The organism is Streptomyces sp. NPDC020362, from assembly GCF_040642095.1.
Lineage (GTDB): Bacteria > Actinomycetota > Actinomycetes > Streptomycetales > Streptomycetaceae > Streptomyces.
The window spans coordinates 1-22,195 of sequence record NZ_JBFAET010000103.1; the positions used below are offsets into that span (position 1 = coordinate 1).

Consider the following 22,195-nt stretch of genomic DNA (forward strand, 5'->3'; position numbering starts at 1 on the left):
GGTGCGGCCTACAGCCCCGCCCTGACCGACTTCGTCTTCATGGTCCGCGAGACGTCCCAGATGTTCATCACGGGCCCGGACGTGGTCAAGGCCGTCACCGGCGAGGAGATCACCCAGAACGGCCTCGGCGGCGCGGACGTCCACGCGGAGACCAGCGGTGTCTGCCACTTCGCCTACGACGACGAGGAGACCTGCCTCGCCGAGGTGCGCTACCTCCTCTCCCTGCTCCCGCAGAACAACCGCGAGGCACCGCCCACCGTCCCGTCCGCCGACCCCGCCGACCGGCGTTGCGAACGGCTGCGCGAGGTGGTGCCGCTCGACGGCAGCCGCCCCTACGACATGCGCGAGGTCATCGCCGAGGTCGTCGACGACGGCGAGCACATGGAGGTCCACGAACGCTGGGCCACCAGCGTGATCACCACCCTCGCCCGGCTCGGCGGCCAGGTCGTCGGCATCGTCGCGAGCCAGCCCCGCTCCCTCGCCGGCGTCCTCGACATCCACTCCTCCGAGAAGGCCGCCCGCTTCGTCCAGTTCTGCGACGCCTTCTCGATCCCCCTGGTCACCCTCGTCGACGTCCCCGGTTTCCTGCCCGGCGTCGGCCAGGAGCACGGGGGGATCATCCGCCACGGCGCCAAACTGCTGTACGCCTACTGCAACGCCACCGTCCCCCGCGTCCAGGTCATCCTGCGCAAGGCGTACGGCGGCGCGTACATCGTCATGGACTCCCGGTCCATCGGCGCCGACCTCTCCCTGGCCTGGCCCGCCAACGAGATCGCGGTCATGGGCGCCGAGGGCGCAGCGAACGTCGTCTTCCGGCGGCGCATCCAGGCCGCCGACGACCCCGACACCATGCGGCAGCAGCTGGTCAAGGAGTACAAGGCCGAGCTGATGCACCCGTACTACGCAGCCGAACGCGGACTGGTCGACGACGTCATCGACCCCGCCGACACCCGCAGCGCGCTGATCGCCGGTCTGGCGATGCTGCGCACCAAGCACGCCGACCTGTCCACCCGCAAACACGGCAACCCCCCGATGTGAGGAGGCCTCATGGCCCGCACGTCCTGCACCACCCCGCCCGCGCCCGCGCTCGAAGGGCCGCTCGGTCCCGCCCTGTTCCGCGTCATCGGCGGCAATCCCACCCCCGAGGAGGTCGCGGCGGTCGCCGCGCTCCTCACCGCGCTCGCCACGGCCCCCGCCGAAGGCACCGCCGACCCGGCGGCCGACCGGGACCCGGCGCCCGCCCGCTGGCACCGCCCCGAGGCCCCGCCGCCCGGGTCCTGGCGGGCCCGCACCTGAGCACGGCCGCGCTGGCAGCTTGCTGCCGCCCTCGTTGCGGCCCCCTCGGGCGCCTTGTTAGTCAGTCAGAAAGCGGCGAAACGGGCCGTACGGGTACGGCTGCGGCCGGAGTCGGGAGGCAGCGGTGCTTCAGGTGGTGTTCAGGATCCTGGGGCCGCTGGACATCAGCGCCGAGGGACGGCCCATGACCCTGCAGGGCGGCCGCCAGCGCACCATCATGTCGATGCTGCTGCTGGCGCCCGGGCGGGTCGTCTCCGTCGACACGCTCGCCGACGCCGTCTGGCACGGCGAACCACCCGCCACTGCCCGCAACCAGATCGCCATCTGCGTCTCCGCGCTGCGCAAGTCCCTCAAGTCCGCGTTCGGCGTCGACGGCGTCCTCGTCACCAGCCACCCCGGCTACATGCTCTTCGCCGGCGAACACCGTATCGACGCCGTCGAGTTCGAGGAGCGGGCCGCCGAAGGACAGACCGCCGCCCGCCGGGGGGACCTGGAGGAGGCCGGCGCCCGCTTCGAGGAGGCCCTCGCCATGTGGCGCGGGCCCGCCCTGGAGGGCGTCACCGCCGAGCGCGTGGAGGCCGAGGCGACCCGCCTGACCGAGCTGCGCCTCGACGTGTACGAGCAACTCACCGCGGCTCGCCTGGAACTCGGCCAGCACGGTGAACTCGTCGCCGAACTAGGCCGGTTCGTCCGCGAGAACCCGCTGCGCGAACAGGCCGTCGCCCAGCTGATGCTGGCGCAGTACCGGTGCGGCCGCCGCGCCGAGGCCCTGGAGACCTACCGCGAGGCCGGCCGGCTGTTCGCGGGGGAACTCGGCATCGACCCCGGTCCGGCCCTGCAGGAGCTGCACGAGGAGATCCTCGCCGACTCCCCGGCGCTGGTGCCGCCCGCCGAACACGTCACCCTCGCACCGGCCACCATCGTGCCCGCCCATCTGCCGCCCGCCCCCGCCTCGTTCACCGGGCGCCGCGACGAACTGGCCACCCTGGACCGGCTCCTGGACCACGTCGACGGGAACGCGCTGCCCGTCGGCTCCATCACCGGCACCGGCGGCGTCGGCAAGACCGCGCTCGCCGTCCACTGGTCGCACCAGGTCGTCGCCCGTTTCCCCGACGGCCAGCTCTTCGCCGACCTGCGCGGATACGACGAGGACGAGGCGCCCCGCAGGCCGAGCGCCGTGCTGGACCGGTTCCTGCGGGCCCTCGGCGTACCCGGCCCGCAGATCCCCGCCGACCAGGTCGAACGCACCGCGCTCTTCCGCAGCGTCCTGGACGGGCGGCGGGTGCTGATCGTCCTCGACAACGCCCGCTCGTTCGCGCAGATACGCCCGCTGCTGCCCGGCACCTCACGCTGCTGCGTCCTGGTCACCAGCCGCGACAGCATGGGCGGCGCCCTGGCCGGCGACTACGCGTTCGTCCCCCTCCAGCTCGGCTCCCTCGAGCAGGACGAGTCCATCGCCCTGCTCTCCCGGGTCGCGGGGGACGACCGCTTCGGGGCCGACCCGGTAGGCGCTGCACGGCTGAGCGAGCTGTGCGACCGGCTGCCGCTGGCGCTGCGGATCGCCGCCGCCCGGCTCGCCGCCAAACCCCACTGGTCGGTACGGACGCTGGTGTCGCGACTGGAGGACCAGCACCGCAGACTCGACGAACTCAGCATCGACTCCCGCGGCGTCCGCGCCGGCCTGCGGCTCAGCTACCGCGGCCTGCCCGCCGACACCGCTCGGATGTTCCGGCTGCTCGGCGTGCTCAGCGTCCCCGAGTTCTCCGCGTGGACCGGCGCGGCCCTGCTCGACCTCGACCCCGTCGACGCCGAGGACCTCATCGAGCAGCTGGTCGACGCCCAGCTGCTCGAACCCGTCAGCGTCGGCGTCGGTCACGTCCGCTACCGCTTCCAGGACCTGCTGCGGCTGTTCGCCCGCGAACAGGCCCTGGAGGAGGACACCGACGCCGAACGCTGCGCGGGCGTACGCCGCGTGGGCGGCACCTGGCTCGCCCTCGCCCGTGAGGCCCACCGCAGGATGTACGGCGGTGACTACACCGTCGTCCACGGTCCGGCATCGCTGCGGGAACTGCCCGCCCACCTCGTGGACAGCCTGCTGGAGGACCCCATGGGCTGGTTCGAGACCGAGCGGCTCGCGCTCACCGCGCTCGTCGACCAGCTGGCCCGGGAGGACGAGTCCTCCCATGCCTGGGACCTGGCCGTCACCGCGGTCACCCTCTTCCAGAACCGCAACTACCTGGAGGACTGGCGGGACTGCGCCGAGAGCGCCCTGGTGGCGGCCCGCCGCACCGGCGACAGACTGGGCGAGGCGGCACTGCTGCAGTCGCTGGGCACCCTGGAGATCATCCAGTGGGACTTCGACTCCGCCTACGAACGGCTGATGCCGGCGCTGAGCCTGTTCGAGGAACTCGACCGGCACCAGGGCCGTGCGCTCGTGCTGCGCAACCTCGCGCTGTGCGCGCGCCACCGCTCGGACCTCGACCGTGCCCTCGGACTGGGCCGGGACGCCCTGGAGATCTTCCGCGAGGTCGGCGACCACTACGCCGAGGCCCACGTACTGGGGCTGCTCGCACAGATCGAACTGGAGCGGGGCGATGCGCAGGCGAGCCTGCTGCTGTCGTCGGAGGCGGTGGCCAAGAGCCGTGGGCTCGGCGTGGCGCGCGGCGAGGCGCAGAGCACCGTGCGGCTCGCCGAGGCGCTCATCCAGCAGGGAGCCGGGGAACGGGCCGAGGAGGCGTGCCGGCGCGCCCTGGAGCTGGTGCTCGACAGCGGCGACCGGCGGGGCGAGGCGCATGTGCTGCGTGCGCTGGGGGAGGCACTGTGGTGCCAGGACAAGCTCGGGGAGGCCGAGACGGTGCTGCGGGACGCGGTCGAGGCCGCCGAACAGGTGCCGGACCGGTACGTCCAGGCACGGGCGGCCGTCCTGCTCGGCTGTGTGCTGATGCTGCGCGCGGACCGGGCGGGCGCAGCGGCGATCCTGCGCGGGGCCGGTGAACTCTTCGCCGACGTCGGCGTACGGCCGTGGCGGGACCGCGTGGACCGGCTGCTGGCGGTGCTCGGACAGGACGAACCGGCCGACCCCCGCCTGCTGTTCGACCTCGCCCGCCCCTGACCGGCCACCCCTGCGACCGTCCGCCACCCTGATGTGCCGCCACGCTGACCGGCCTCCGCGCTGACCTGCCGCCATCGGGACCTGCCGTCACCCGGACCTGCCGGTCACGTCCACGGGTCGTCGCGCAGCGGGGTGGCGGGGGCGGACGTCCAAGGGTCGTCGCGCTGCACGACCTTCCGCGCCACCGTCCAGGGATCGTCCGCGGCCCGCACCGACGTCCCGTGGTGGTGGCCGGCGCCGACCCCGGCCGGTGATCCGTCGGCGAGCGGGCTCAGGCCCTGCGTGGCACCGACCGTGCCGACCGCGGCGAGCAGCAGCACGGCACCGGCCGCGAGCCGGCCCAGCGGAGCGGTCACGGCGGTCCTCCTGGCGATGTGGACGAGGCGGTTCATGCGGTCCTCCTGATGTCGGTGTCCGGTGACCTCGGGCACTGCCCGGGGTGATGCCGAGAACGCTACGGAGCCGCCTTATTGCGCCGCTTTCGAAGCTGTTTCGCAGCCTCGAAATCGATCCGAGGACGAGGAAAAACCGCAGGTCAGTAGCTTTTCGCGGCATGAGGCCCGGGACCGGAGCGGGCCCGTGAAACCGCGGAGGCCCGCATGGAGTTCAGGATTCTCGGCCCCGTGTCCGCCGAACGCGACGGGCACCCGGTACCCCTCGACGGCGCCAAGCAGCGGGCCACCCTCGCCGTGCTGCTGCTCGCGCAGGGCCGGCTCGTCACGGACGAGCGGCTGACCACCTTGCTCTGGGGTTGGGATCCGCCCGCCACGAGCACCCGCCAGCTCTACACCTACGTGTCCCGGTTGCGCACCCGGCTCGGCCCCGGGCCCCGCCTGACCCGCCACGGCAGCGGCTACCGGATGGACCCGGGCGGGGCCACCCTCGACTGGCACACCTTCCGCGAACTCGCCGACACCGGCCGCGAACACCTGCGCGCCGGGCGCTTCGCCGACGCCGAACGCAGCCTCGCCGAGGCCCTCGCTCTCTGGCACGGGCCGGCCCTCGGCGACGTCACCGAGCAACTCGCCCAGGCCGAGGGACCACGCCTGGAGGAGGCCCGGCTCGCCGCGCTGGAGGAGCACGCCGAGGCGGCGCTCGCCCTCGGCCGCCACGGCGACCTCGTCCCCGCCCTCACCGGCCAGGTCCGGAACCACCCGCTGCGCGAGCGGCCGCGCGGTCAGCTGATGACCGCGCTGTACCGTTGCGGCCGGCAGGCCGACGCGCTGGCCGTCTACGACGAAGGACGCCGCTTCCTCGCCGCCGACCTCGGCATCGACCCCGGGCCCGCCCTGCGCGCCCTCCACCAGCAGATCCTCACCGGCACCCTCCCGCACCCCCCGGCCCCGCCGAGGCCCGCGACGACGAGCCCGGCGCCGGGGCAGGAGCCGCCGACTGCGACCACCGCAACCACCGCAGCCGACACCCTCGGCCCGGCGGCCCCGGCACCGACGGCGCCCGACCCCTCCGCGTCCCCCTCCACCGCCCTCATGGCCCACCCGACGACACCCGGCCCTGCGCCCCTGCCGCACCCGGCCGTTCAGGGCCCGGCGGCCCTTCACCCGGCCGCTCGGAACCCGGCAGCCCCGGCCTCGCACACCGCCGCCCTCGCGGCTGCCCCGCACGCCCCCGCCGCGCACCCTGTCGCCCCGCCCCCGGCGCTCGCGGCCCCCGGCGCCGCCGGGCCCGTGGTGCCGGCGCTGCTGCCCTCCGCCCCGGTCGACTTCGTGGGCCGGGGCGCGGCGGTGGAGGAGGCGATTGCCGCGCTGCGGGCGCGGTACGACGTCGTGGTCGCGGGGGCGCCCGGGACCGGGACGTCCGCGCTGGCGCTGCGGGTCGGCGAAGTGTGCCGGGGGGACTTTCCCGACGGGCAGTTGTACGCGGATCTGCGCACCGGGGACGGTGGCCGGCGCGAGGCCCGCGAGGTGCTGGGCTGGTTCCTGCGGGCGCTCGGGGCCGACGGTCACCGGCTGCCCGAGGGCGTCGACGAACGGGCGCAGTTCTTCCGCACGCTGGCCGCGAACCGGCGCATGCTGATCGTCCTGGACAACGCAGCGGACGACGCTCAGGTACGGCCGTTGCTGCCCGGCGGCCCGAGCCGCACCGTCGTCACCGGCACCCACCCGACGCTCGCCTCGCTGGATGCGGTGCGGCTGGTACGGCTCGGCCCCATGACCCCGGCCGAGGCGGCCGGACTCCTCGCCTCGGCGGCGGGCGCCGAGCGGCTCGCCGCGGAACCCGAAGCGACCCTGCGCGTGGCCGAGTTCTGCGAGCGGCTGCCGCTGGCGCTGCGGATCGCCGGCGTCCGGCTCGCCACCCGCCCGCACTGGCCGGTCGCCCGCCTCGCCGACCGGCTCGCGCCCGAGGAGCACCGCCTCGACGAACTGCGGATCGGCGCCCTCGACATCGGCACCGGACTGCGCGCCGCGCTCGAGGTGCTCACCCCGGCCGTCGCCGAGGCGCTCGGTGTCCTCGCGGCGACCGGTCCCTCCCGGCTGACCGCCGAGGACGCCGCCGCGCTGCTCGACCTCGTCCCGAGGCACGCGGAGGACCTGCTGGAACAGCTGGCCGACGCCCGGCTCCTGACGGCGTCGCAGGGTGGGGACGAAGCCGGCGTGCTGCGCGGCGAGCCCTGTTACCGGCTGATGCCGCTGGTACGGCTGTACGCGCTGCGGCACTGCCCGGCCGCGTCCCCGCTGCCCGGCACCGACGGGGCTCGCGTGCTCCGGCCGCACGACCGGAGCGCCGCCGTGGCCTGATCAGGTGCGCCGCCTCGGCCTGATCCGGCGCGCCGCTGTGGCCTGATGCGGTGCGCCGGCTCGGCCTGATCCGGCGCGCCGCTCCGCTCTGTCTTCTCTTTCCCCCGGCCCGGGCGGCCGGCCGGGCCCCTCCGGCCGGCCGCCCGGGCTCCCGCGTGTCACGGACTCAGCCGCACCCGCCCGCGTGCCCCTCGTCCAGTCCGTACCTGGCGACGTACCCGTTCTCCTCCGTCCCCCGCACGGCCAGCTCGTTCAGCGTGTCCACGTAGGCCGCCAGCAGATCCGCCCACGGCGTCCCGGCGTCCCGCAGCAGCAGTTCCTGGTCCATCGCCGCGGAGTTCTCGAGTTCCGTCAGATATTCCAGAGGGTGCTGGACCTGATTCGGGGTGTTCACCTCGTCGTACATTTCTCCTCCTGTTCGTATCGGGTCCCTCTCAGGCCCCGCACCAACAGAATGGAATTCCCCGCTGTACGCTTTCTCCGGCCGCCCTGTATTCCGCGGTACAGAACGAATACAGGCCAATACAGAGGCAATACACAACGCCTGTACAAGGAATATGGGTGGGCGTCGAGAATTCCCTCATGGACAGCCTGGGAATCCCGGAGGACCGGGAAAGCCGTATCGAAGAGATCGTGGTCGTCGGCGGCACGCTCGCCGGCTGGGCCGCCGCCGCCCGACTGGCCGCCACGTTCGGCGGGGCGGTCGGCGTCACCGTGCTGGAGACCAGGCAGCATGCCCCGACGACCGACCCGACCGGCCGGGTCGTGGCCCTGGCCCCGCAGGTGCAGCGGGACCTCTTCGACCGGCTGGGCATCCAGGAGGAGACCTGGATGCGCGCCTGCTCGGCGTCCTTCACCCTCGCCGTGCGCTACGTCAACTGGCGCACCGGGGGAGCGGCGCAACTCTCACCGCATTCCCTGCCCGGCCACGCGCCGGACCGCTTCGACCGGCCTTTCGCGGACCTCCCCGAATGCGAGGAGTTCCCGTTGTCGGAATTCTGGCGGCTGCGCCGCCGGACGGGCGAAACCGTCGAGCCGCTGGACCGCGCCTGTTTTCGTGAGCCGCCGCTGCTGGACGCCCTCAGGTCGCCACGCTGGCTCGACGGCAGGGCCGCCGTTCCCTACGGCTGGCACGCCGACGCCGAACTCCTCACACGACTGCTGCGCCGAACGGCCGTGCAGCGATTCGGAGTCCGCACCGCACGCGGCGTGCTGCTGGGCGCCGACCGGGACGGCGACGGCATGCTTACCGCCCTGCGCACCGCCGACGGCACCCGGCTCGCCGGAGACCTCTTCCTCGACTGCACCGGTCCGGCGAGTCTGCTGCTCGGCGGGGTGCTGCGGGAACCCTTCACCAGGGGGGCCGGTCACCCGCTCACCGACCGCACCGTCACGATCGACGTGCCCCACGACAGCGCCGTGGCCGGCATCGAGCCGTACGGCACGGCCACCGCCCTGCCGTACGGCTGGGCCTGGCACCGTCCGCTGCCGGACCGGATCGGCGCCGGACTCGTCTGCGCGAGCGCGTGGACGGACGAGGAGCATGCGGTGCGCATGCTGTGTGCCCTGTGGGGGATGCGCCCCGGCGCCGCCGACGTGCGCGTCCACACCCGGCCCACCGGTGCCGCCCGCCGCGCCTGGGTGCACAACTGCGTGGCGCTCGGCCCGGCCGCCCGGTCCGCCGACCCGCTCGCCGACGACGGCCTCACCGGCGTGCTGCGTCAACTCGGCCGGCTGATACGCGACTTCCCCGGCCGGCGGCAGCTGCGCGCCCCGGCGGACCGCTTCAACCGGGCTGCCGCGTCCGACGCGGCGGCGTCCGACGACCTGGCCCAGCTCCTGTACCGGGCCGCCCCGCGAGCCGACACGCCGTTCTGGCGGGCGCACCGCGAACTACCGCTGTCCGACGCCCTGTCGGCATGCGTGGAGGGGCATCGCGCCGGACTGTCCCCCGAACCGGGCGAGACGCCGCTGCGCACCCTGCTGGCCGCCCTCGACCCGCAGGGAGGACCGCCGCCGGCGGCCCTGTGGCACCGTACGGCCGCCCGCCAGGCCGCCGACGTCCACTTCACGCGGATCCGGCGTCAGCAGCGGATCCTGCTGGAAACCCTGCCCAGCGCCCACACGTACCTGCACCGCCTGCACACCCGCCGTTCTCCGGAGGCATGCAACGAGGCGGCACAGCGGGCGACGGCACCGTCGAGGCCGGTCCCGGTGCGGTGAGACCGTGCACCGGGCGGACACGCGGGTACGGCCGGCCGGCGAGCACGACGTGGTGTCCGGCTCCGTGCGGTGCAGGCGCACGAGGCCACGGTGACGCGATCGCATCCGGGTGGCCCGCCCTCGCATCCCCGTGGCCCACTGCACGGTTCGCGTTCCTCGTCCGGGAGAGGCGGATGTCACCGCAGGCGATGTCGCACCCCGGACCACCCGGCGGCGCAAGTGGCCCGCTTGTTGCTGCCCTGGACCTGGTAGTTCAGCCCTCGGAGGGCGGCGTTGAGTCCGGGGTCGGGGCCTTTGCGTCGTACGAAGTCGGGTCGGCCGGGCGGCTCGATCTGTATGACATCCGCGCCGAGCACGGCGAGCTGGTACGCGGCGAACGGGCCTGCGGGAACGTGGGTGAGGTCCAGGACACGGATGCCGTCGAAGGGCTGGGTCATCTGCCGGTTCTCTCAGCGAGACGGGTCTGCGCCGGCGCCTTCGGCGCTACGCATGGACGACGGTTGCGGTGTCCAGCAGTGGTGCGTAGGTGGCGGCACGGACATGGCTGATGTGGCGGAGCTCCGTCACCGCGTCGATCGGGCTGCCCGCAGGCTGGGCCAGGGAGCGGCTGGTCGTGACCATGGTGCAGGCAAAGGAGATGTGTCGCTCTGCGTCGATCAGGTCCGCGTGCAGTAACTGGTTCCGGGCGTACGCCAGTTCCCGACTCCGCGCCGCCAGCGCATGGTGGGTCTCGGGTAGAACCTTGAGCAGCTGTCGGATCGCACGCCGCAGGTCCTTGTATGTGTGGTGCTGACGGCCGCTGAGCGGGCTGTCGAGTGCCGGCGGCGCCATCCCGGGACGTATCACCCCACGGTAGTGACCACGGGGCATTGCACAGGCGTGCGCCACGGCCGCCGGCAGGCCCCTGACACATGCCGTCGCCGCCGAAATACGCGTGACGGCCGACGAGATATCGCCCTCGCTCACGCTCATGGCCGCTGACCATAGGCTCGCGGCGGCGCATGTCTCGATGAGAAAGCGGACATGATGTCCCACGATCCACCGCTCGGCCGGCGCAAGGGCCTGGGTGAGCGGAACCTTCGGGGCAGGGCACTCGCCGCCCAGCAGCCCGCCCGCAGCTTCTCCGAAGAGTACGAGGGACGAGCAGAGCGCTGTCGTCTCCAGGGACATGTCGCTGGCGGAAACGGGCGCCCAGGCCAGGTCGGCGATCGCCCGTGACGCCACGCCAACGCCGTGAGCCAGTGCCTGAGGAGCGGTGAGTCTTCCCACGCGAACACGGAAGTACGTCTGGTTGTCCGAGGCCGTAGGCAGCGTCTCGCCGTCCGGCGGCGACACATCCGCTGCGATCACGCGGTGGCATTCCTGTGCAGCCGCCGCAGCTGCGCGAAACTGCCGGGCCCTGTGCGGCGGGTCCGCGTACGGCTCGACCGCCGAAAGGTCCGCCACCGCTGCGCCGACGGAGGTGCCAGGGGCGCACGCTGAAGGCCACGCGTGCCGGACGAAAGTGCCTCGCACATGCGCAGTCAGGCAACGCGGGCACGTGCGAGCGGGGACCTGGTCGCGCCTGCCCGCAGCCTCTTCAGGCCAACCGTCGCTTTGTGGCCGGAGCATGTCCCAAGACACCTCAAGCTCCGCACCTCTACGCCAACCCCCAGGTCAAGGCCATCCCTGCAGGCCCCTGTCACAGGGGCAGCGTGTGAGAGGTGAGGAACCCCCGCCGGCTTGCTCCGGCGGGGGTTCGTCGCGTGAGGGGCTTGCCATGGCGTTCAGACGCCGCATCAAGGAGGGCAAGACCCGACGCGGGATCGTCCGACGCCTCAAACGCTACGTCGCACGAGAGATCTACCCAGGCGATCAACCCACCCAAGTGCACTGCGACGACAGCGTGTTGACATCCGTAGGGGCATCAAACTCGCGGTCCGCGCGACGAGGCTACCGTCCTCGTTGCCGCCATCAACGAGTGGTTGTGACGTACTGGTCCGACAACAACTCGAACACCCGTACTCGCCGACCGCAGGTGGGATTGACGGTCTCACGGACCGGATGCATCCCCAGTTTGGTCATGATCCGTTCGGAGGCGTCGTTGCCCACTTGAGTGATGCTGACGATCCGCTCCAGCCCTCGCTCTTCGAACCCGAACCGTACAGCGGCCGCAGCGGCCTCGGTGGCCAAGCCCTGCCCCCAGTGGGAACGTCCCAGCCGCCAGCCGACCTCAACCGCCGGCAGCACCTCGGGCAAGAAGTCGGGCACCGAAAGGCCGGTGAACCCGGCCAGCTCGCCAGTGGACCGGATCTCCACGGCGAACAGGCCGAAGCCCTGTGACTCCCACTCGCTCTCCCATGCCTGGACCCCGCTGCGAGTCTGCTGTTCGTCACGGACGCTGCCGTCACGGATCCACCGCATGACCTCGGGGTCGGCGTTGACGGCAGCCATGGGCGCAACGTCTTCGTCGCGCCAGCGACGCAGGATCAAACGGGGAGTCTCAAGCGTGACCATTCAATCATTCTGGATCACAGATGGGCTCTCCGCCATCCTCACCAGGCACTTTCGATACACGCCCCAGCGTGTCGGAGCGAGGCGGGGCTCCCCTCGCTGTGTCGCCTCCGTTCGCGGCACGTCCCGCGCCGCCTCGGCTTGGCTGGTGGCTTCGGTGATCACAGGTGGTCCACGGACGGCTTCGGCGCCGTGCCTGTCGGGCAGTGGGATGAGGCGGACCTAGCGACTGATGCGGTCGACCAGTGTGACGATCGCGGACCGGAGGCAACTGGCGCACAGACCTCACCCACCGGCCCGAGCACCGTGGCAGTGGGGACCACCGCACCTGAGGCGAACACCGATCCCTATGCTGACGGCATGATCGATGTGCCGATTTCAGCGCTGGAAGTTGCGGTGGTCGAATCAGGGACCTGTGGCGTGGAGACTCTGCGTGACACCGCTACCTTCGCTCGCAGGCTCGAACTACTGGGGTATCACCGGATCTGGTATGCCGAGCACCACCATTCGCCCGCGATCGGCGCGTTCCCACCGGTGGTGCTGATCGCTCATGCGGCGGCCTCGACCTCAGCCATCCGGCTCGGGTCGGGCGGAGTGCTGGCGCCCAACCATGCGCCCATCACGCTGGCGGAGCAGTTCGGAACACTGGCCGCGTTGCACCCGGACCGCATCGACCTGGGTATCGGCCGCGGCCCTGGCACCTTCGATGAGGCCACCGCGCGGGAATTGCGCCGCGGAGCCGGACCGGCGACGGACGCGCAATACCACGCCGACCTCGCTGCGATCCTGTCCTTTCTGGTCGACGAAGTGGCACTCGGCCCGCTGCCGGAGCCATGGCTGCTGTGCTCCAGTACCGCAGGTGCCGCCCTCGCCGCGCGACTCGGCCTGCCGATCGCCGTCGCACACCACATCCGGCCCGACAACACCTTCACGGTGCTGGAGCGCTACCGTGCGGCGTTCATCCCGTCCCGCTGGTGCGAGCAGCCCCGGGTTGTGGTGTGCGTGGAGGCGATATGCGCTGAGACGGAGCAGGAAGCGGCGTGGCGAGCCGGGCCCATGGACGTCGTCAAGGCCGGGCTGCTCAAAGGTCTGAGCGACATTCCCTTCCCCACGCCCGCGGATGCCGCCGCCCATCCCTTCTCGGCAGAGGAGCGACAGGCGCTTGCCGGTTTCCGTGCACAGCAGGCGTGCGGGACGCCCGAGGCCGTCGTACGCCGGCTCGCGCAACTGGCCACCGAGACCGGAGCAGATGAACTCATGCTGACCACACCTGTCTACGACCTCGAAGCCCGCGTGCGCTCCTACGAACTCATCAAGAAGCACTGCGAGGCCACGAAAGCACCGTGACACCCCCCGAACCGCACCATCCGTCCTGACCCACCCACCAGGGCTGCCCCACGCGCCGCATCAAGGAGGGCAAGACCCGACGCGAGATGCAGGGTCAACTCGAGGAGGCGGAGTCCTGGTTCACCGGAGCCTTGCGCCTGGCCAGAGACCTTGATGACGAGCACCGCGTGGCCGTCGTGCTGCGGCGGTTCAGCCGGTTCGAGCGAGCGCGCGCCCAGGCCAAGTCAGGCGACGGTCTGGTGGAGATCGCCCGGATATACAAACTCGCCAAGGGCTCGGCGGTCAAGGCCCGCGCCCAGGCGATCAACCAGCTCAAGGCCGTCCTCGTCGGTGCCGACCCGAACTTGCGGGAAGAACTGGCAGTTCTGCACAACGCAGAACTCTTCCGTACCTGCGCAGAGCTCGCCGACGACGGCAAGAACGGCGACGACGGTGAAGAGGCGGTGCTGCAGGCCACCCGCATCACCCTGTGCCTGCTGGCCCAGCGAATCGGACAGCTCACGGAACAGATCCAGGACTTGGAAGGCCGCCTGGCCCGGCTCGTGGAACGCCACGCTCCGCAGTTGCTCACGGTGGTGGGTATCGGTCCGGACGCGGCCGTCACTTTGCTGATCACGGTAGGGGACAACCCGGAACGCCTGGGCAGCAAGGCGTCCTTCGCCGCGCTGTGCGGGGTCAGTCCTGTGGAGCGTTCCTCGGGCACTCGGCAGTACCGGCGTCTCAACCGTGGCGGCGACCGGCAGGCGAACGCCGCTCTGCACCGGATCGTGCAGACTCGCCTGCGCTTCGACCCGCGCACCCAGGACTACTACGAACGGCGCATCAAGGAAGGCAAGACCCGTCGCGAAATCGTCCGACGCCTCGAACGCTACGCTGCCCGGGAAGCCTTCCACCTGGTCAGGTCCACACAGCCATGCCCCCGTCATAGGGGCACTGTGATAGCGGGTGATACGGCGGAGCCCCTCGGGAACCATCCGGAGCACCTTGCCGAGCCAGGCGCTGTGTTCGGTGCGCTCGGCCGGGCCAGGGGCGGACCGGGCACGCAGTGCGAACACGGCGGCGTGATCGCTGGTCTCGGCCGGATCAGGGGTCGGCAGGGCGCGAATGCCGGCGGACACCGCGGCGTGCGCCGGGGTGGAGGACGCGTCCGGGCCGCTGCCGGTCACGTTGGTGAGGCGCTGCGGTTCGGACAGGGACGGCGCCGAGCAGGGCCTGCTCGGCGTAGTACACCGGCGGACCTCCTCACGGCCGGCGCCGTGATCGGAGACTGCCTGGCGGACGAGCGGCTGGTCGACCAGGCCAAGACGCTTGCCCGCCATCGACCACGCCTGGCACGACGGGGAGGTGGTCAGCCCGGGAATCCGACTGGAGAAGATCCATACGGTATGGCGGGCGACATCGGTCTGGATCGTCAACCGAAACGACTCGAGCCCGGGTTTTGCAGGCCCAGCTGTCCCACTCCAGGCCGATGTCCCGGGCCCCGGGGACGGTGAGGGCGTGGCTCCAGCCGCCGGGGCCGGCGAACAGGTCGAGGATGATCCGCCTCACGAGGCTGGCTCGGAAGTTTCCTGTACGGCTCGGCTTCGCCACGGCAGGCTCAGGGAGAGCAGCCGTCGACCACGCCGTTCTCCAGCTCCTCCGCATCGGTTCGGGCGTCCGGTTGCTGCTGGCGGGCGGCCGATTCGGCGGCAGTGACGCGGCCGATCGGGGCCTGGGCGAGCGGTTCCCGGGAGCGGCGCAGGAACGCCTGCTCGAGCAGCCGACCCGCCGCACGAAGGCACTCCCCGGTGCGAAATACTCTCCCGATGAGTTCACGCACTTCCCCGATCAGCCAGCCGATCACGATACGGAGGGCCGTCGCGCGGGATGCCAAACGGCTCACGCGGCTCGTGCGTGGCTCAGGCGCCTACGAGGGTAAGTACGCGGCCGCAGTCGCGGGCTACCGGGTCGGTCCTGATTACATCGAGGCCCACCGCGCCTTTGTGGCCGTCGGCGGCGACGAGCATGGAGGCCGGGTCCTCGGGTTCTACTCGCTCGTCCTCGCGCCACCGGAGCTCGACCTGCTGTTCGTCGCCGACGAAGCGCAAGGACGGGGTATTGGACGGCTGCTCGTGGCGCACATGAAGTCCGAGGCCCGTGCCGCCGGGCTCGAGCGTCTCAAGGTCGTGTCGCATCTTCCCGCCGAGGACTTCTACCACCGCGTTGGTGCGGTGCGGACCGGGACCGCGTTTGCGAACCCGCCCGCCGTGCCGTGGGACCGTCCCGAATTCGAGTTTCGCATTCCTTCGGAATGACGCGATGTGCCGGTTGCCGGGGCACCGGCTTCGTCCTCATGGTGGCCGGCATGCAGGAGCCGCTGGACGCCGCGCGCTCCGTGAGTGCCGTCGACTCTGCCTTGGCGGGGTGATCGCCTGCGCCAGCGGCCTCCCCCGGCGACTTCCTCGCCTCCGGCACTCCCAGAGCGTTGAGCTCGTCCATCAGCCTCTCCCGCTCAGGTGGCCGAAAACGAGAATGCAAAAGCACCACCTCCGGCCCGCTTCTGCGAACGAGTTTGGCCAACGCCGACTGAACCGCCACGGCGCGCTCCACCGTGTTGAACACTGAGGCTGCGCCATCTTGAAGTGGCTGGTCAGCAAGGGTGGTGTGCCCCCGTTTCGGGCTGCTCGTACTGGTTGCGGGCGGCAGTCTGGGGTGTAGATCGTCTGGCAGGGCGGTTTTGCCGATGAGTTCACCGTCCTCGAACGGTCTACCCAGCGACACGACCGTTCTCGACAGGAGTGCCATGTCCACCATCCAGCCAGTGATCATCACTGCCGACCAGGACGTCCTGCTCGGCTTCTATACGAAATTGTTCGGCGCCGAGGAGATCTTCCGGGTACCGGCGCAAGGCCCGGCCTTCTACCTCGGCTTGCGCATCGGCGACACCGACCTCGGGCTGGTGGTCAAGGCGAACCCGGGGACCGGGGCGGCACCGCGGATCCTGCTCAGCATCGGTGTCGACGACGTCGACGAGACGCTCGGCCGGGTGGCGGCGCTGGGCGGCTCGGTCCGCGGCGGCCCCAACGACATGCCGTGGGGACAGCGTGTCGCCCACATCCAGGACCCCGACGGCAACCCGGTGAATCTCACTCAGCCGATCCCGGCCCGGTGACGCTGTTCCGGGGGCATGTGCTGATCGTGGGCTACCTGCGATAGAGATCAATTGTCGGTAGTGGTCTCGATGTTCGTCAGGACGAGCAGCGCGTGAAACAGATGGGTGGCTCGGGCGGGGTCAGCACGGAGCTTGGTGAGGATCCGCCCGTTCTTCAGGTGGGCAAAGCCGCGTTCGACGGGGACGCGTCCGGCGGCCAGGACCCGGTTGGCCTCCTTCTCGGCGGATGCCAGCCCGCGGGCGCGGGTGGCCTTGAAGCCGGTGACGACCACGGGATCGTCCCCGTCGTCGTCCAGGCCGAGGAAGCCCAGGTCGGCCAGGGCGCCGAGGCCGGCAGCACGCAGGTGGGCCAGGATGCGGTCGCGGCGGGCGGCGGTGATGTCGTGGGTGCGGCCGGGCCGGGCGGCCGGCGCATGGGCAGTGAGGCGTCCTTCGCCGCGCTGTGCGGGGTGAGCCCCGTGGAGCGTTCCTCGGGCAGTCGGCGGTACCGTCGCCTCAACCGTGGCGGCGACCGGCAGGCCAACGCCGCTCTGCACCGGATCGTGCAGACTCGCCTGCGCTTCGACCCGCGCACCCAGGACTACTACGAACGCCGCAGCAAGGAGGGCAAGACCCGTCGCGAAATCGTCCGATGCCTCGAACGCTACGCGGCCCGGGAGGTCTTCCACCTGGTCGGGCCCACACAGCCATAACCCCCGCTATAAAGGCAGCCGTGAGAGATGAGAGGGTCTGACGGGTGAGCGAGACACCACCGAACACCCTGCAATACCGCTTTGACGGGCCAGAAGACGCACCTGTCCTGATCCTGGGTCCCTCCCTGGGTACCACATGGCACATGTGGGACCGCCAGGTCCCCGAACTGTCGAAGCAGTGGCGGATCTTCCGGTTCGACCTGCCGGGCCACGGCGGCGCCCCCGCCCACCCGGCCGGCTCGGTCGCCGGTCTGGCGGCCCGGCTGCTGGCCACGCTGGACGCCCTCGGCGTGCAGCGCTTCGGCTACGCCGGCTGCGCGCTGGGCGGTGCGATCGGCATCGAACTGGCGCTGCGCCACCCCGAGCGCCTCGCCTCGCTCGCCGTGGTCGCCGCCTCGCCCCGGTTCGGCACCGCCGACGAGTTCCGCCAGCGCGGGGTGATCGTCCGTACCAACGGCCTCGACCCGATCGCCCGGACCGCGCCCGACCGCTGGTTCACCGGCGGGTTCGCCGCCGCTCAGCCCGCGATCACCGAGTGGGCGGTGCAGATGGTGCGCACCACCGACCCGGGCTGCTACATAGCCGCCTGCGAGGCCCTCGCCGGATTCGACGTCCGGCCCGAGCTGGGCCGGGTCGGGGTGCCGACCCTGGTGCTGGTCGGCTCCGACGACCAGGTCACCGGACCGGCCGAGGCCCGCACCCTGGTCGCCGGAATACCGGACGCCCGGCTCGCGGTCGTGCCCGGCGCCTCCCACCTGGTGCCGGTCGAGCAGCCGGCCGCCGTCACCGACCTGCTGGTGCGGCATTTCTCCACCGCCTGGCAGCAGCCCTTCGACACCGGCCAGACGGCTCTGCCGGCCGCTCCGGTGAACCCGGCCATCGCCCCGCCACCGCAGGTGGTGCCCGTCGCCGAGATCGCCCCGGCGCTCGTGCCGCCCCAGCCGCTCGGCCCGCCGGACCGGTACGGGACCGGGCTGAAGATCCGCCGGGAGGTGCTGGGCGACGCGCACGTCGACCGGGCCCTGGAACAGGCCGACGACTTCTCCGGCGACTTCCAGGAGTTCGTCACCCGCTACGCCTGGGGGGAGATCTGGGACCGGCCGGGACTGGACCGCCGTACCCGCAGCTGCATCACGCTCACCGCGCTGGTCGCCGGAGGTCACCTGGACCAGCTGGCCTCCCACACCCGTGCCGGGCTGCGCAACGGTCTCACCCCGGACGAGATCAAGGAGGTGCTGCTCCAGGCCGCCGTGTACTGCGGTGTCCCGGTGGCGAGCAGCGCCTTCGAGGTGGCTCAGCAGGTCATCCGCGAGGAGACCACTCCCGCCGGGTGAGGCCGCCGGGCGGCCGCGGGCGGCAGGATGGGGAGACATGAAGCTCACCAAGAAGTCCCACGCCTGCGTCCGCCTCGACAAGGACGGGCGGACGCTCGTCATCGACCCCGGAGGTTTCAGCGAGCAGGACGCGGCGGTCGGCGCGGACGCGATCCTGGTCACGCACGAGCACCCGGACCACTTCGACGAGGGACGGCTGCGCGCCGCGCTGGAGGCGAACCCGGCCGCCGGGATCTGGACCCTGAAGTCCGTCGCGGACCAGATCACGGCCGCCTTCCCCGGCCGCGTGCACACCGTGGGCCACGGCGACACCTTCACGGCCGCGGGCTTCGACGTCCAGGTCCACGGCGAGCTGCACGCGGTGATCCACCCGGACATCCCGCGCATCACCAACGTCGGCTACCTGATCGACGGCGGCAGGGTCTTCCACCCCGGCGACGCGCTCACCGTCCCGGACCACCCGGTGGAGACGCTGATGCTTCCGGTGATGGCCCCCTGGAACAAGATCGCCGAGGTCATCGACTACGTCCGTGAGGTCGGGCCGCAGCGTGCCTACGACGTCCACGACGCACTGCTCACCGACCTGGCCCGGCCGATCTACGACCGCCAGATCGGCGCCCTGGGCGGCACGGACCACCTGCGACTCGCTCCGGGAGGGACCGCGGACGTCTGAGCCGGGGCCGGGTTGTCACACCCGCCGGGTAGGTTGTGGAGCATGCGCATCGCTACCTGGAACGTGAACTCGATCACCGCCCGCCTCCCGAGGCTGCTGGCCTGGCTGGAGACCAGTGGCACCGACGTGCTCTGCCTCCAGGAGGCCAAGATCGCCGAGGAGCAGTTCCCGTTCGACCAGCTGCGCGAGCTGGGCTACGAGTCGGCGGTCCACGCGACCGGCCGGTGGAACGGCGTGGCGGTGCTCTCCCGCGTCGGCCTGGAGGACGTGGTCAAGGGCCTGCCCGGCGACCCGGGCTACGACGGCGAGACCGAGCCGCGCGCCGTCTCGGCGACCTGCGGCCCGGTCCGCGTCTGGTCGGTGTACGTGCCCAACGGCCGTGAGGTGGACCACCCGCACTACGCCTACAAGCTCCAGTGGTTCGAGGCCCTGAAGGCCGCCGTGGCCGGCGACGCCTCCGGCAGCCGCCCCTTCGCGGTCCTGGGCGACTACAACGTGGCGCCGACCGACGACGACGTCTACGACACGGCCGCCTTCGAGGGCCTCACCCACGTCACCCCCGCCGAGCGCGCCGCGCTCGCGTCCCTGCGCGAGGCCGGCCTCGCCGACGTGGTCCCGCGGCCCCTGAAGTACGACCACCCGTTCACGTACTGGGACTACCGCCAGCTCTGCTTCCCGAAGAACCGCGGTATGCGCATCGACCTGGTGTACGGCAACGCGCCGTTCGCGGGGGCCGTCAAGGACGCCTACGTCGACCGCGAGGAGCGCAAGGGCAAGGGCGCGTCCGATCACGCGCCGGTGGTGGTCGACCTCGACGTGTGATGCCACGCTGGGTCCATGAACATTCCGTTCCTGGGCCACCGGCACAAGAAGAACGGTGACGGTGGGGGTGCCCCCGCGCGAGCTGATTCGAGCGCGGGGGAGCTTCCCGCCGACCCCGAGGGGATCGCCGCGCTCCTGTCCGAGTGCGAACTGCTGCGCTCGCAGGCGGCCCGGGCCGGAGTCCGGCTCGACGACACACCGGCCTCCCTGGAGGCCCTGGACCAGCTGGTGCCGCGCTGGCGCGACGACGCGGAGGTCCTGCCCTGGCTGGGCAACGACGCCGGGCTGTACCTGGGCACGGTCGTCGTACGCACCGTACCCGGCGCCGTCTGGGAGATCCGTTCCGACGGCGAGCCCGTCCTGCGGCTCGCCTCCGGCCGGGAGGTCGAGGTCGTGGAGCCCGGCCGGGCGTGGGCCGCGAGCGGCGTCCCCGAGCTGTCGCAGCTGTATGCGGAGGTCGCGGAGGCCTGACGCCTCGGCGGATAAAGGCGTGATAAATACGGCTTTTGCCCGAAAAGTGCGTGTCGTCCCTCAACTCCACCCGTGTCTGGATAGTTTGCGGCAACCACGACACGGCTGAGAGTGAGTAGGGCTGCGCATGGCCGTCGATCCGTTGATCGAGCTGCGTGACGTCAACAAGTACTACGGGGACCTGCATGTCCTGCAGGACATCGACCTCACCGTCGGCAAGGGTGAGGTGGTCGTGGTCATCGGCCCGTCCGGGTCGGGAAAGTCGACGCTGTGCAGGACGATCAACCGGCTGGAGACGATCCACTCCGGGACGATCAGGCTGGACGGTCAGCCGCTGCCCGAGGAGGGCAAGGCCCTCGCCCGGCTCCGCGCCGAGGTCGGCATGGTCTTCCAGTCCTTCAACCTCTTCGCCCACAAGACGGTCCTGCAGAACGTCTCCCTCGCACAGGTCAAGGTCCGAAGACGCAGGAAGGAGGACGCCGACCGCCGCTCCCGGGAACTCCTGGACAGGGTCGGCCTGCTGAACCAGGCCGCCAAGTACCCGGCGCAGCTCTCCGGCGGCCAGCAGCAGCGCGTGGCCATCGCCCGCGCCCTCGCCATGGAACCCAAGGCCCTGCTGTTCGACGAGCCCACCTCCGCCCTCGACCCCGAGATGATCAACGAGGTGCTGGAGGTCATGCGGCAGCTGGCCCGCGAGGGCATGACCATGGTCGTCGTCACCCATGAGATGGGTTTCGCCCGCTCCGCCGCCAACCGGGTCGTCTTCATGGCCGACGGCCGGATCGTCGAGGACCGCAGCCCGGAGGAGTTCTTCACCAACCCGCGCAGCGATCGCGCCAAGGACTTCCTCTCCAAGATCCTCAAGCACTGACCGGGGGAGTGCGACCCATGTCCCGTACCACCCGTGTGCTCCGCCCCCGCCCCGCCCTGCGGGCCCTCCTCGGGGTGCTCGCGCTGCTCGCCGCCGCCTGCGGCAAGGAGGGCAGCCCGCCCGGCAAGGGCCCCGCGACCGACAGACTCCCCGTCTACCAGGTGGCCCAGGGCTTCAGCCTGCCCGAATCCCCGACCTGGACCCGCGCGAAGAAGCGCGGACACCTCGTCGTCGGCGCCAAGGAGGACCAGCCCTACCTCGGCGAGAAGGACCCGGCGACCGGCACCTACTCCGGCTTCGACATCGAGATCGCCAGGATGATGTCGGCCTCCCTCGGCTTCGACCCGAAGACGATCCGCTTCAAGACGATCGCCTCCGCCAACCGGGAAACCGCGCTGCAGAACGGCCAGATCGACTACTACGTCGGCACCTACACCATCAACGACAACCGCAAGAAGCTCGTAGGCTTCGCCGGCCCCTACTACATGGCCGGCCAGTCCCTGCTCGTCCGCAAGGACGAGAACGACATCCACGGGCCGCAGGACCTCGACGGCAAACGCGTCTGCTCGGCGGCCGGTTCGACGCCCTACCAGCGCATCAAGGCCGACTACCCGAAGGCGATCCCGGTCGCCTACGACACCTACTCGGTGTGCGTCGACAACCTGCTCACCTATCAGGTCGACGCGGTCACCACCGACGACGCCATCCTCATCGGCTACGCGGCCAAGGCGCCGAACGAACTCAAGGTCGTCGGCAAGCCCTTCTCGAAGGAGCCCTACGGCATCGGCGTCCCGCGCGGCGACACCGCCCTGCGCTTCGCCCTCGACGACGCCCTGGAGGCACGGGAGAAGAACGGCGACTGGAAGAAGGCCTACGAGGCGACGCTCGGCCTGTCCGGCGTGCCCGCACCCCACCCGCCCGCGATCGACCGCTACCCGGCGAGCTGAGCGAGGA

The 22,195-nt window shown here is 71.5% G+C and carries 21 protein-coding genes and 3 pseudogenes; 16 read left to right on the forward strand and 8 right to left on the reverse strand.

Going from position 1 to position 22,195, the window contains the following annotated elements:
- From AB0H32_RS29410 to AB0H32_RS29420, 3 genes are all read left to right on the forward strand, one after another.
- Positions 1-1,038: carboxyl transferase domain-containing protein (locus tag AB0H32_RS29410; protein WP_361126387.1), on the forward strand; the 1,038-nt coding region annotated here is incomplete at its 5' end.
- Between the two features lie 9 nt (positions 1,039-1,047).
- Positions 1,048-1,296, forward strand: coding sequence for an acyl-CoA carboxylase epsilon subunit (locus tag AB0H32_RS29415; protein ID WP_361126390.1), 249 nt, complete (start codon positions 1,048-1,050; stop codon positions 1,294-1,296).
- Between the two features lie 124 nt (positions 1,297-1,420).
- The gene (locus AB0H32_RS29420) at positions 1,421-4,408 is read left to right on the forward strand and encodes a BTAD domain-containing putative transcriptional regulator (protein WP_361126393.1); all 2,988 of its coding nucleotides are present in this window, start codon (positions 1,421-1,423) and stop codon (positions 4,406-4,408) included.
- A gap of 104 nt (positions 4,409-4,512) precedes the next feature.
- On the opposite strand, the gene AB0H32_RS29425 is transcribed toward AB0H32_RS29420, so the two are convergent.
- Complete coding sequence (locus AB0H32_RS29425) at positions 4,513-4,800, reverse strand: hypothetical protein (protein WP_361126396.1); 288 nt, start codon at positions 4,798-4,800, stop codon at positions 4,513-4,515.
- A gap of 207 nt (positions 4,801-5,007) precedes the next feature.
- Between AB0H32_RS29425 and AB0H32_RS29430 the strand changes: the two genes are divergently transcribed.
- Positions 5,008-7,164 (forward strand): AfsR/SARP family transcriptional regulator, encoded by a 2,157-nt coding sequence (locus tag AB0H32_RS29430; protein ID WP_361126399.1) that lies wholly within the window; start codon positions 5,008-5,010, stop codon positions 7,162-7,164.
- A gap of 166 nt (positions 7,165-7,330) precedes the next feature.
- Here the strand turns inward: AB0H32_RS29430 and AB0H32_RS29435 are convergent, their stop codons facing one another.
- Complete coding sequence (locus AB0H32_RS29435; protein WP_361126402.1) at positions 7,331-7,570, reverse strand: DUF6269 family protein; 240 nt, start codon at positions 7,568-7,570, stop codon at positions 7,331-7,333.
- 176 nt (positions 7,571-7,746) lie between these two features.
- On the opposite strand from AB0H32_RS29435, the gene AB0H32_RS29440 reads away from it, so the two are divergent.
- Positions 7,747-9,387, forward strand: coding sequence for a tryptophan 7-halogenase (locus tag AB0H32_RS29440; protein ID WP_361126405.1), 1,641 nt, complete (start codon positions 7,747-7,749; stop codon positions 9,385-9,387).
- A 176-nt stretch (positions 9,388-9,563) separates the two neighbouring features.
- Here AB0H32_RS29440 and AB0H32_RS29445 read toward each other — a convergent pair whose 3' ends face one another.
- The 3 genes from AB0H32_RS29445 to AB0H32_RS29455 form a co-directional block, all read right to left on the reverse strand.
- Positions 9,564-9,824, reverse strand: a complete 261-nt coding sequence (locus tag AB0H32_RS29445) for a CoA transferase (protein ID WP_361126408.1) — start codon at positions 9,822-9,824, stop codon at positions 9,564-9,566.
- Between the two features lie 46 nt (positions 9,825-9,870).
- Positions 9,871-10,737, reverse strand: a complete 867-nt coding sequence (locus AB0H32_RS29450) for a hypothetical protein (RefSeq protein WP_361126411.1) — start codon at positions 10,735-10,737, stop codon at positions 9,871-9,873.
- A gap of 603 nt (positions 10,738-11,340) precedes the next feature.
- Complete coding sequence (locus tag AB0H32_RS29455; protein WP_361126414.1) at positions 11,341-11,883, reverse strand: GNAT family N-acetyltransferase; 543 nt, start codon at positions 11,881-11,883, stop codon at positions 11,341-11,343.
- Positions 11,884-12,240: 357 nt separating this feature from the next.
- On the opposite strand from AB0H32_RS29455, the gene AB0H32_RS29460 reads away from it, so the two are divergent.
- Entirely contained in the window at positions 12,241-13,227 is a 987-nt protein-coding gene (locus AB0H32_RS29460) for an MsnO8 family LLM class oxidoreductase (protein ID WP_361126417.1), read from the forward strand.
- A gap of 86 nt (positions 13,228-13,313) precedes the next feature.
- A pseudogene (locus AB0H32_RS29465) lies at positions 13,314-13,982 on the forward strand (transposase); the annotation flags it as partial.
- Between the two features lie 486 nt (positions 13,983-14,468).
- Here the strand turns inward: AB0H32_RS29465 and AB0H32_RS29470 are convergent.
- Positions 14,469-14,766: pseudogene (locus tag AB0H32_RS29470) on the reverse strand (DNA cytosine methyltransferase); the annotation flags it as partial.
- Between the two features lie 58 nt (positions 14,767-14,824).
- A complete protein-coding gene (locus AB0H32_RS29475) occupies positions 14,825-15,046 on the reverse strand; it encodes a hypothetical protein (protein WP_361126420.1) in 222 nt (73 codons plus the stop codon).
- On the opposite strand from AB0H32_RS29475, the gene AB0H32_RS29480 reads away from it, so the two are divergent.
- Together AB0H32_RS29480 and AB0H32_RS29485 are read left to right on the forward strand one after the other, a co-directional pair.
- Positions 15,033-15,521 carry a GNAT family N-acetyltransferase gene (locus AB0H32_RS29480; protein ID WP_361126423.1) on the forward strand — a complete coding sequence of 163 codons (489 nt, stop codon included), beginning with the start codon at positions 15,033-15,035 and terminating at the stop codon, positions 15,519-15,521. The genes AB0H32_RS29475 and AB0H32_RS29480 overlap by 14 nt on opposite strands.
- A 488-nt stretch (positions 15,522-16,009) precedes the next feature.
- A complete protein-coding gene (locus AB0H32_RS29485) occupies positions 16,010-16,378 on the forward strand; it encodes a VOC family protein (RefSeq protein WP_361126426.1) in 369 nt (122 codons plus the stop codon).
- A gap of 47 nt (positions 16,379-16,425) precedes the next feature.
- Here the strand turns inward: AB0H32_RS29485 and AB0H32_RS29490 are convergent, their stop codons facing one another.
- Positions 16,426-16,896: a transposase family protein gene (locus AB0H32_RS29490; protein ID WP_361126468.1), complete on the reverse strand. Its 471-nt coding sequence runs from the start codon at positions 16,894-16,896 to the stop codon at positions 16,426-16,428.
- On the opposite strand from AB0H32_RS29490, the pseudogene AB0H32_RS29495 reads away from it, so the two are divergent.
- The 7 genes and pseudogenes from AB0H32_RS29495 to AB0H32_RS29525 all read left to right on the forward strand — a co-directional run.
- Positions 16,789-17,070 (forward strand): annotated as a pseudogene (locus tag AB0H32_RS29495) (transposase); the annotation flags it as partial. The gene AB0H32_RS29490 and the pseudogene AB0H32_RS29495 sit on opposite strands and share 108 nt — an antisense overlap.
- A gap of 44 nt (positions 17,071-17,114) precedes the next feature.
- A complete protein-coding gene (locus AB0H32_RS29500) occupies positions 17,115-18,404 on the forward strand; it encodes an alpha/beta fold hydrolase (protein ID WP_361126429.1) in 1,290 nt (429 codons plus the stop codon).
- Between the two features lie 37 nt (positions 18,405-18,441).
- Positions 18,442-19,077, forward strand: a complete 636-nt coding sequence (locus tag AB0H32_RS29505; protein WP_361126432.1) for an MBL fold metallo-hydrolase — start codon at positions 18,442-18,444, stop codon at positions 19,075-19,077.
- A 42-nt stretch (positions 19,078-19,119) separates the two neighbouring features.
- Entirely contained in the window at positions 19,120-19,899 is a 780-nt protein-coding gene (locus AB0H32_RS29510) for an exodeoxyribonuclease III (RefSeq protein ID WP_361126435.1), read from the forward strand.
- Between the two features lie 15 nt (positions 19,900-19,914).
- On the forward strand, positions 19,915-20,370 hold the full coding sequence (locus AB0H32_RS29515) for a DUF6278 family protein (protein ID WP_361126438.1): 456 nt from the start codon (positions 19,915-19,917) through the stop codon (positions 20,368-20,370).
- Positions 20,371-20,497: 127 nt separating this feature from the next.
- A complete protein-coding gene (locus AB0H32_RS29520) occupies positions 20,498-21,241 on the forward strand; it encodes an amino acid ABC transporter ATP-binding protein (RefSeq protein WP_361126441.1) in 744 nt (247 codons plus the stop codon).
- 17 nt (positions 21,242-21,258) lie between these two features.
- Positions 21,259-22,188, forward strand: a complete 930-nt coding sequence (locus AB0H32_RS29525; protein ID WP_361126444.1) for a glutamate ABC transporter substrate-binding protein — start codon at positions 21,259-21,261, stop codon at positions 22,186-22,188.
- The last annotated feature ends 7 nt before the right edge of the window (positions 22,189-22,195 follow it).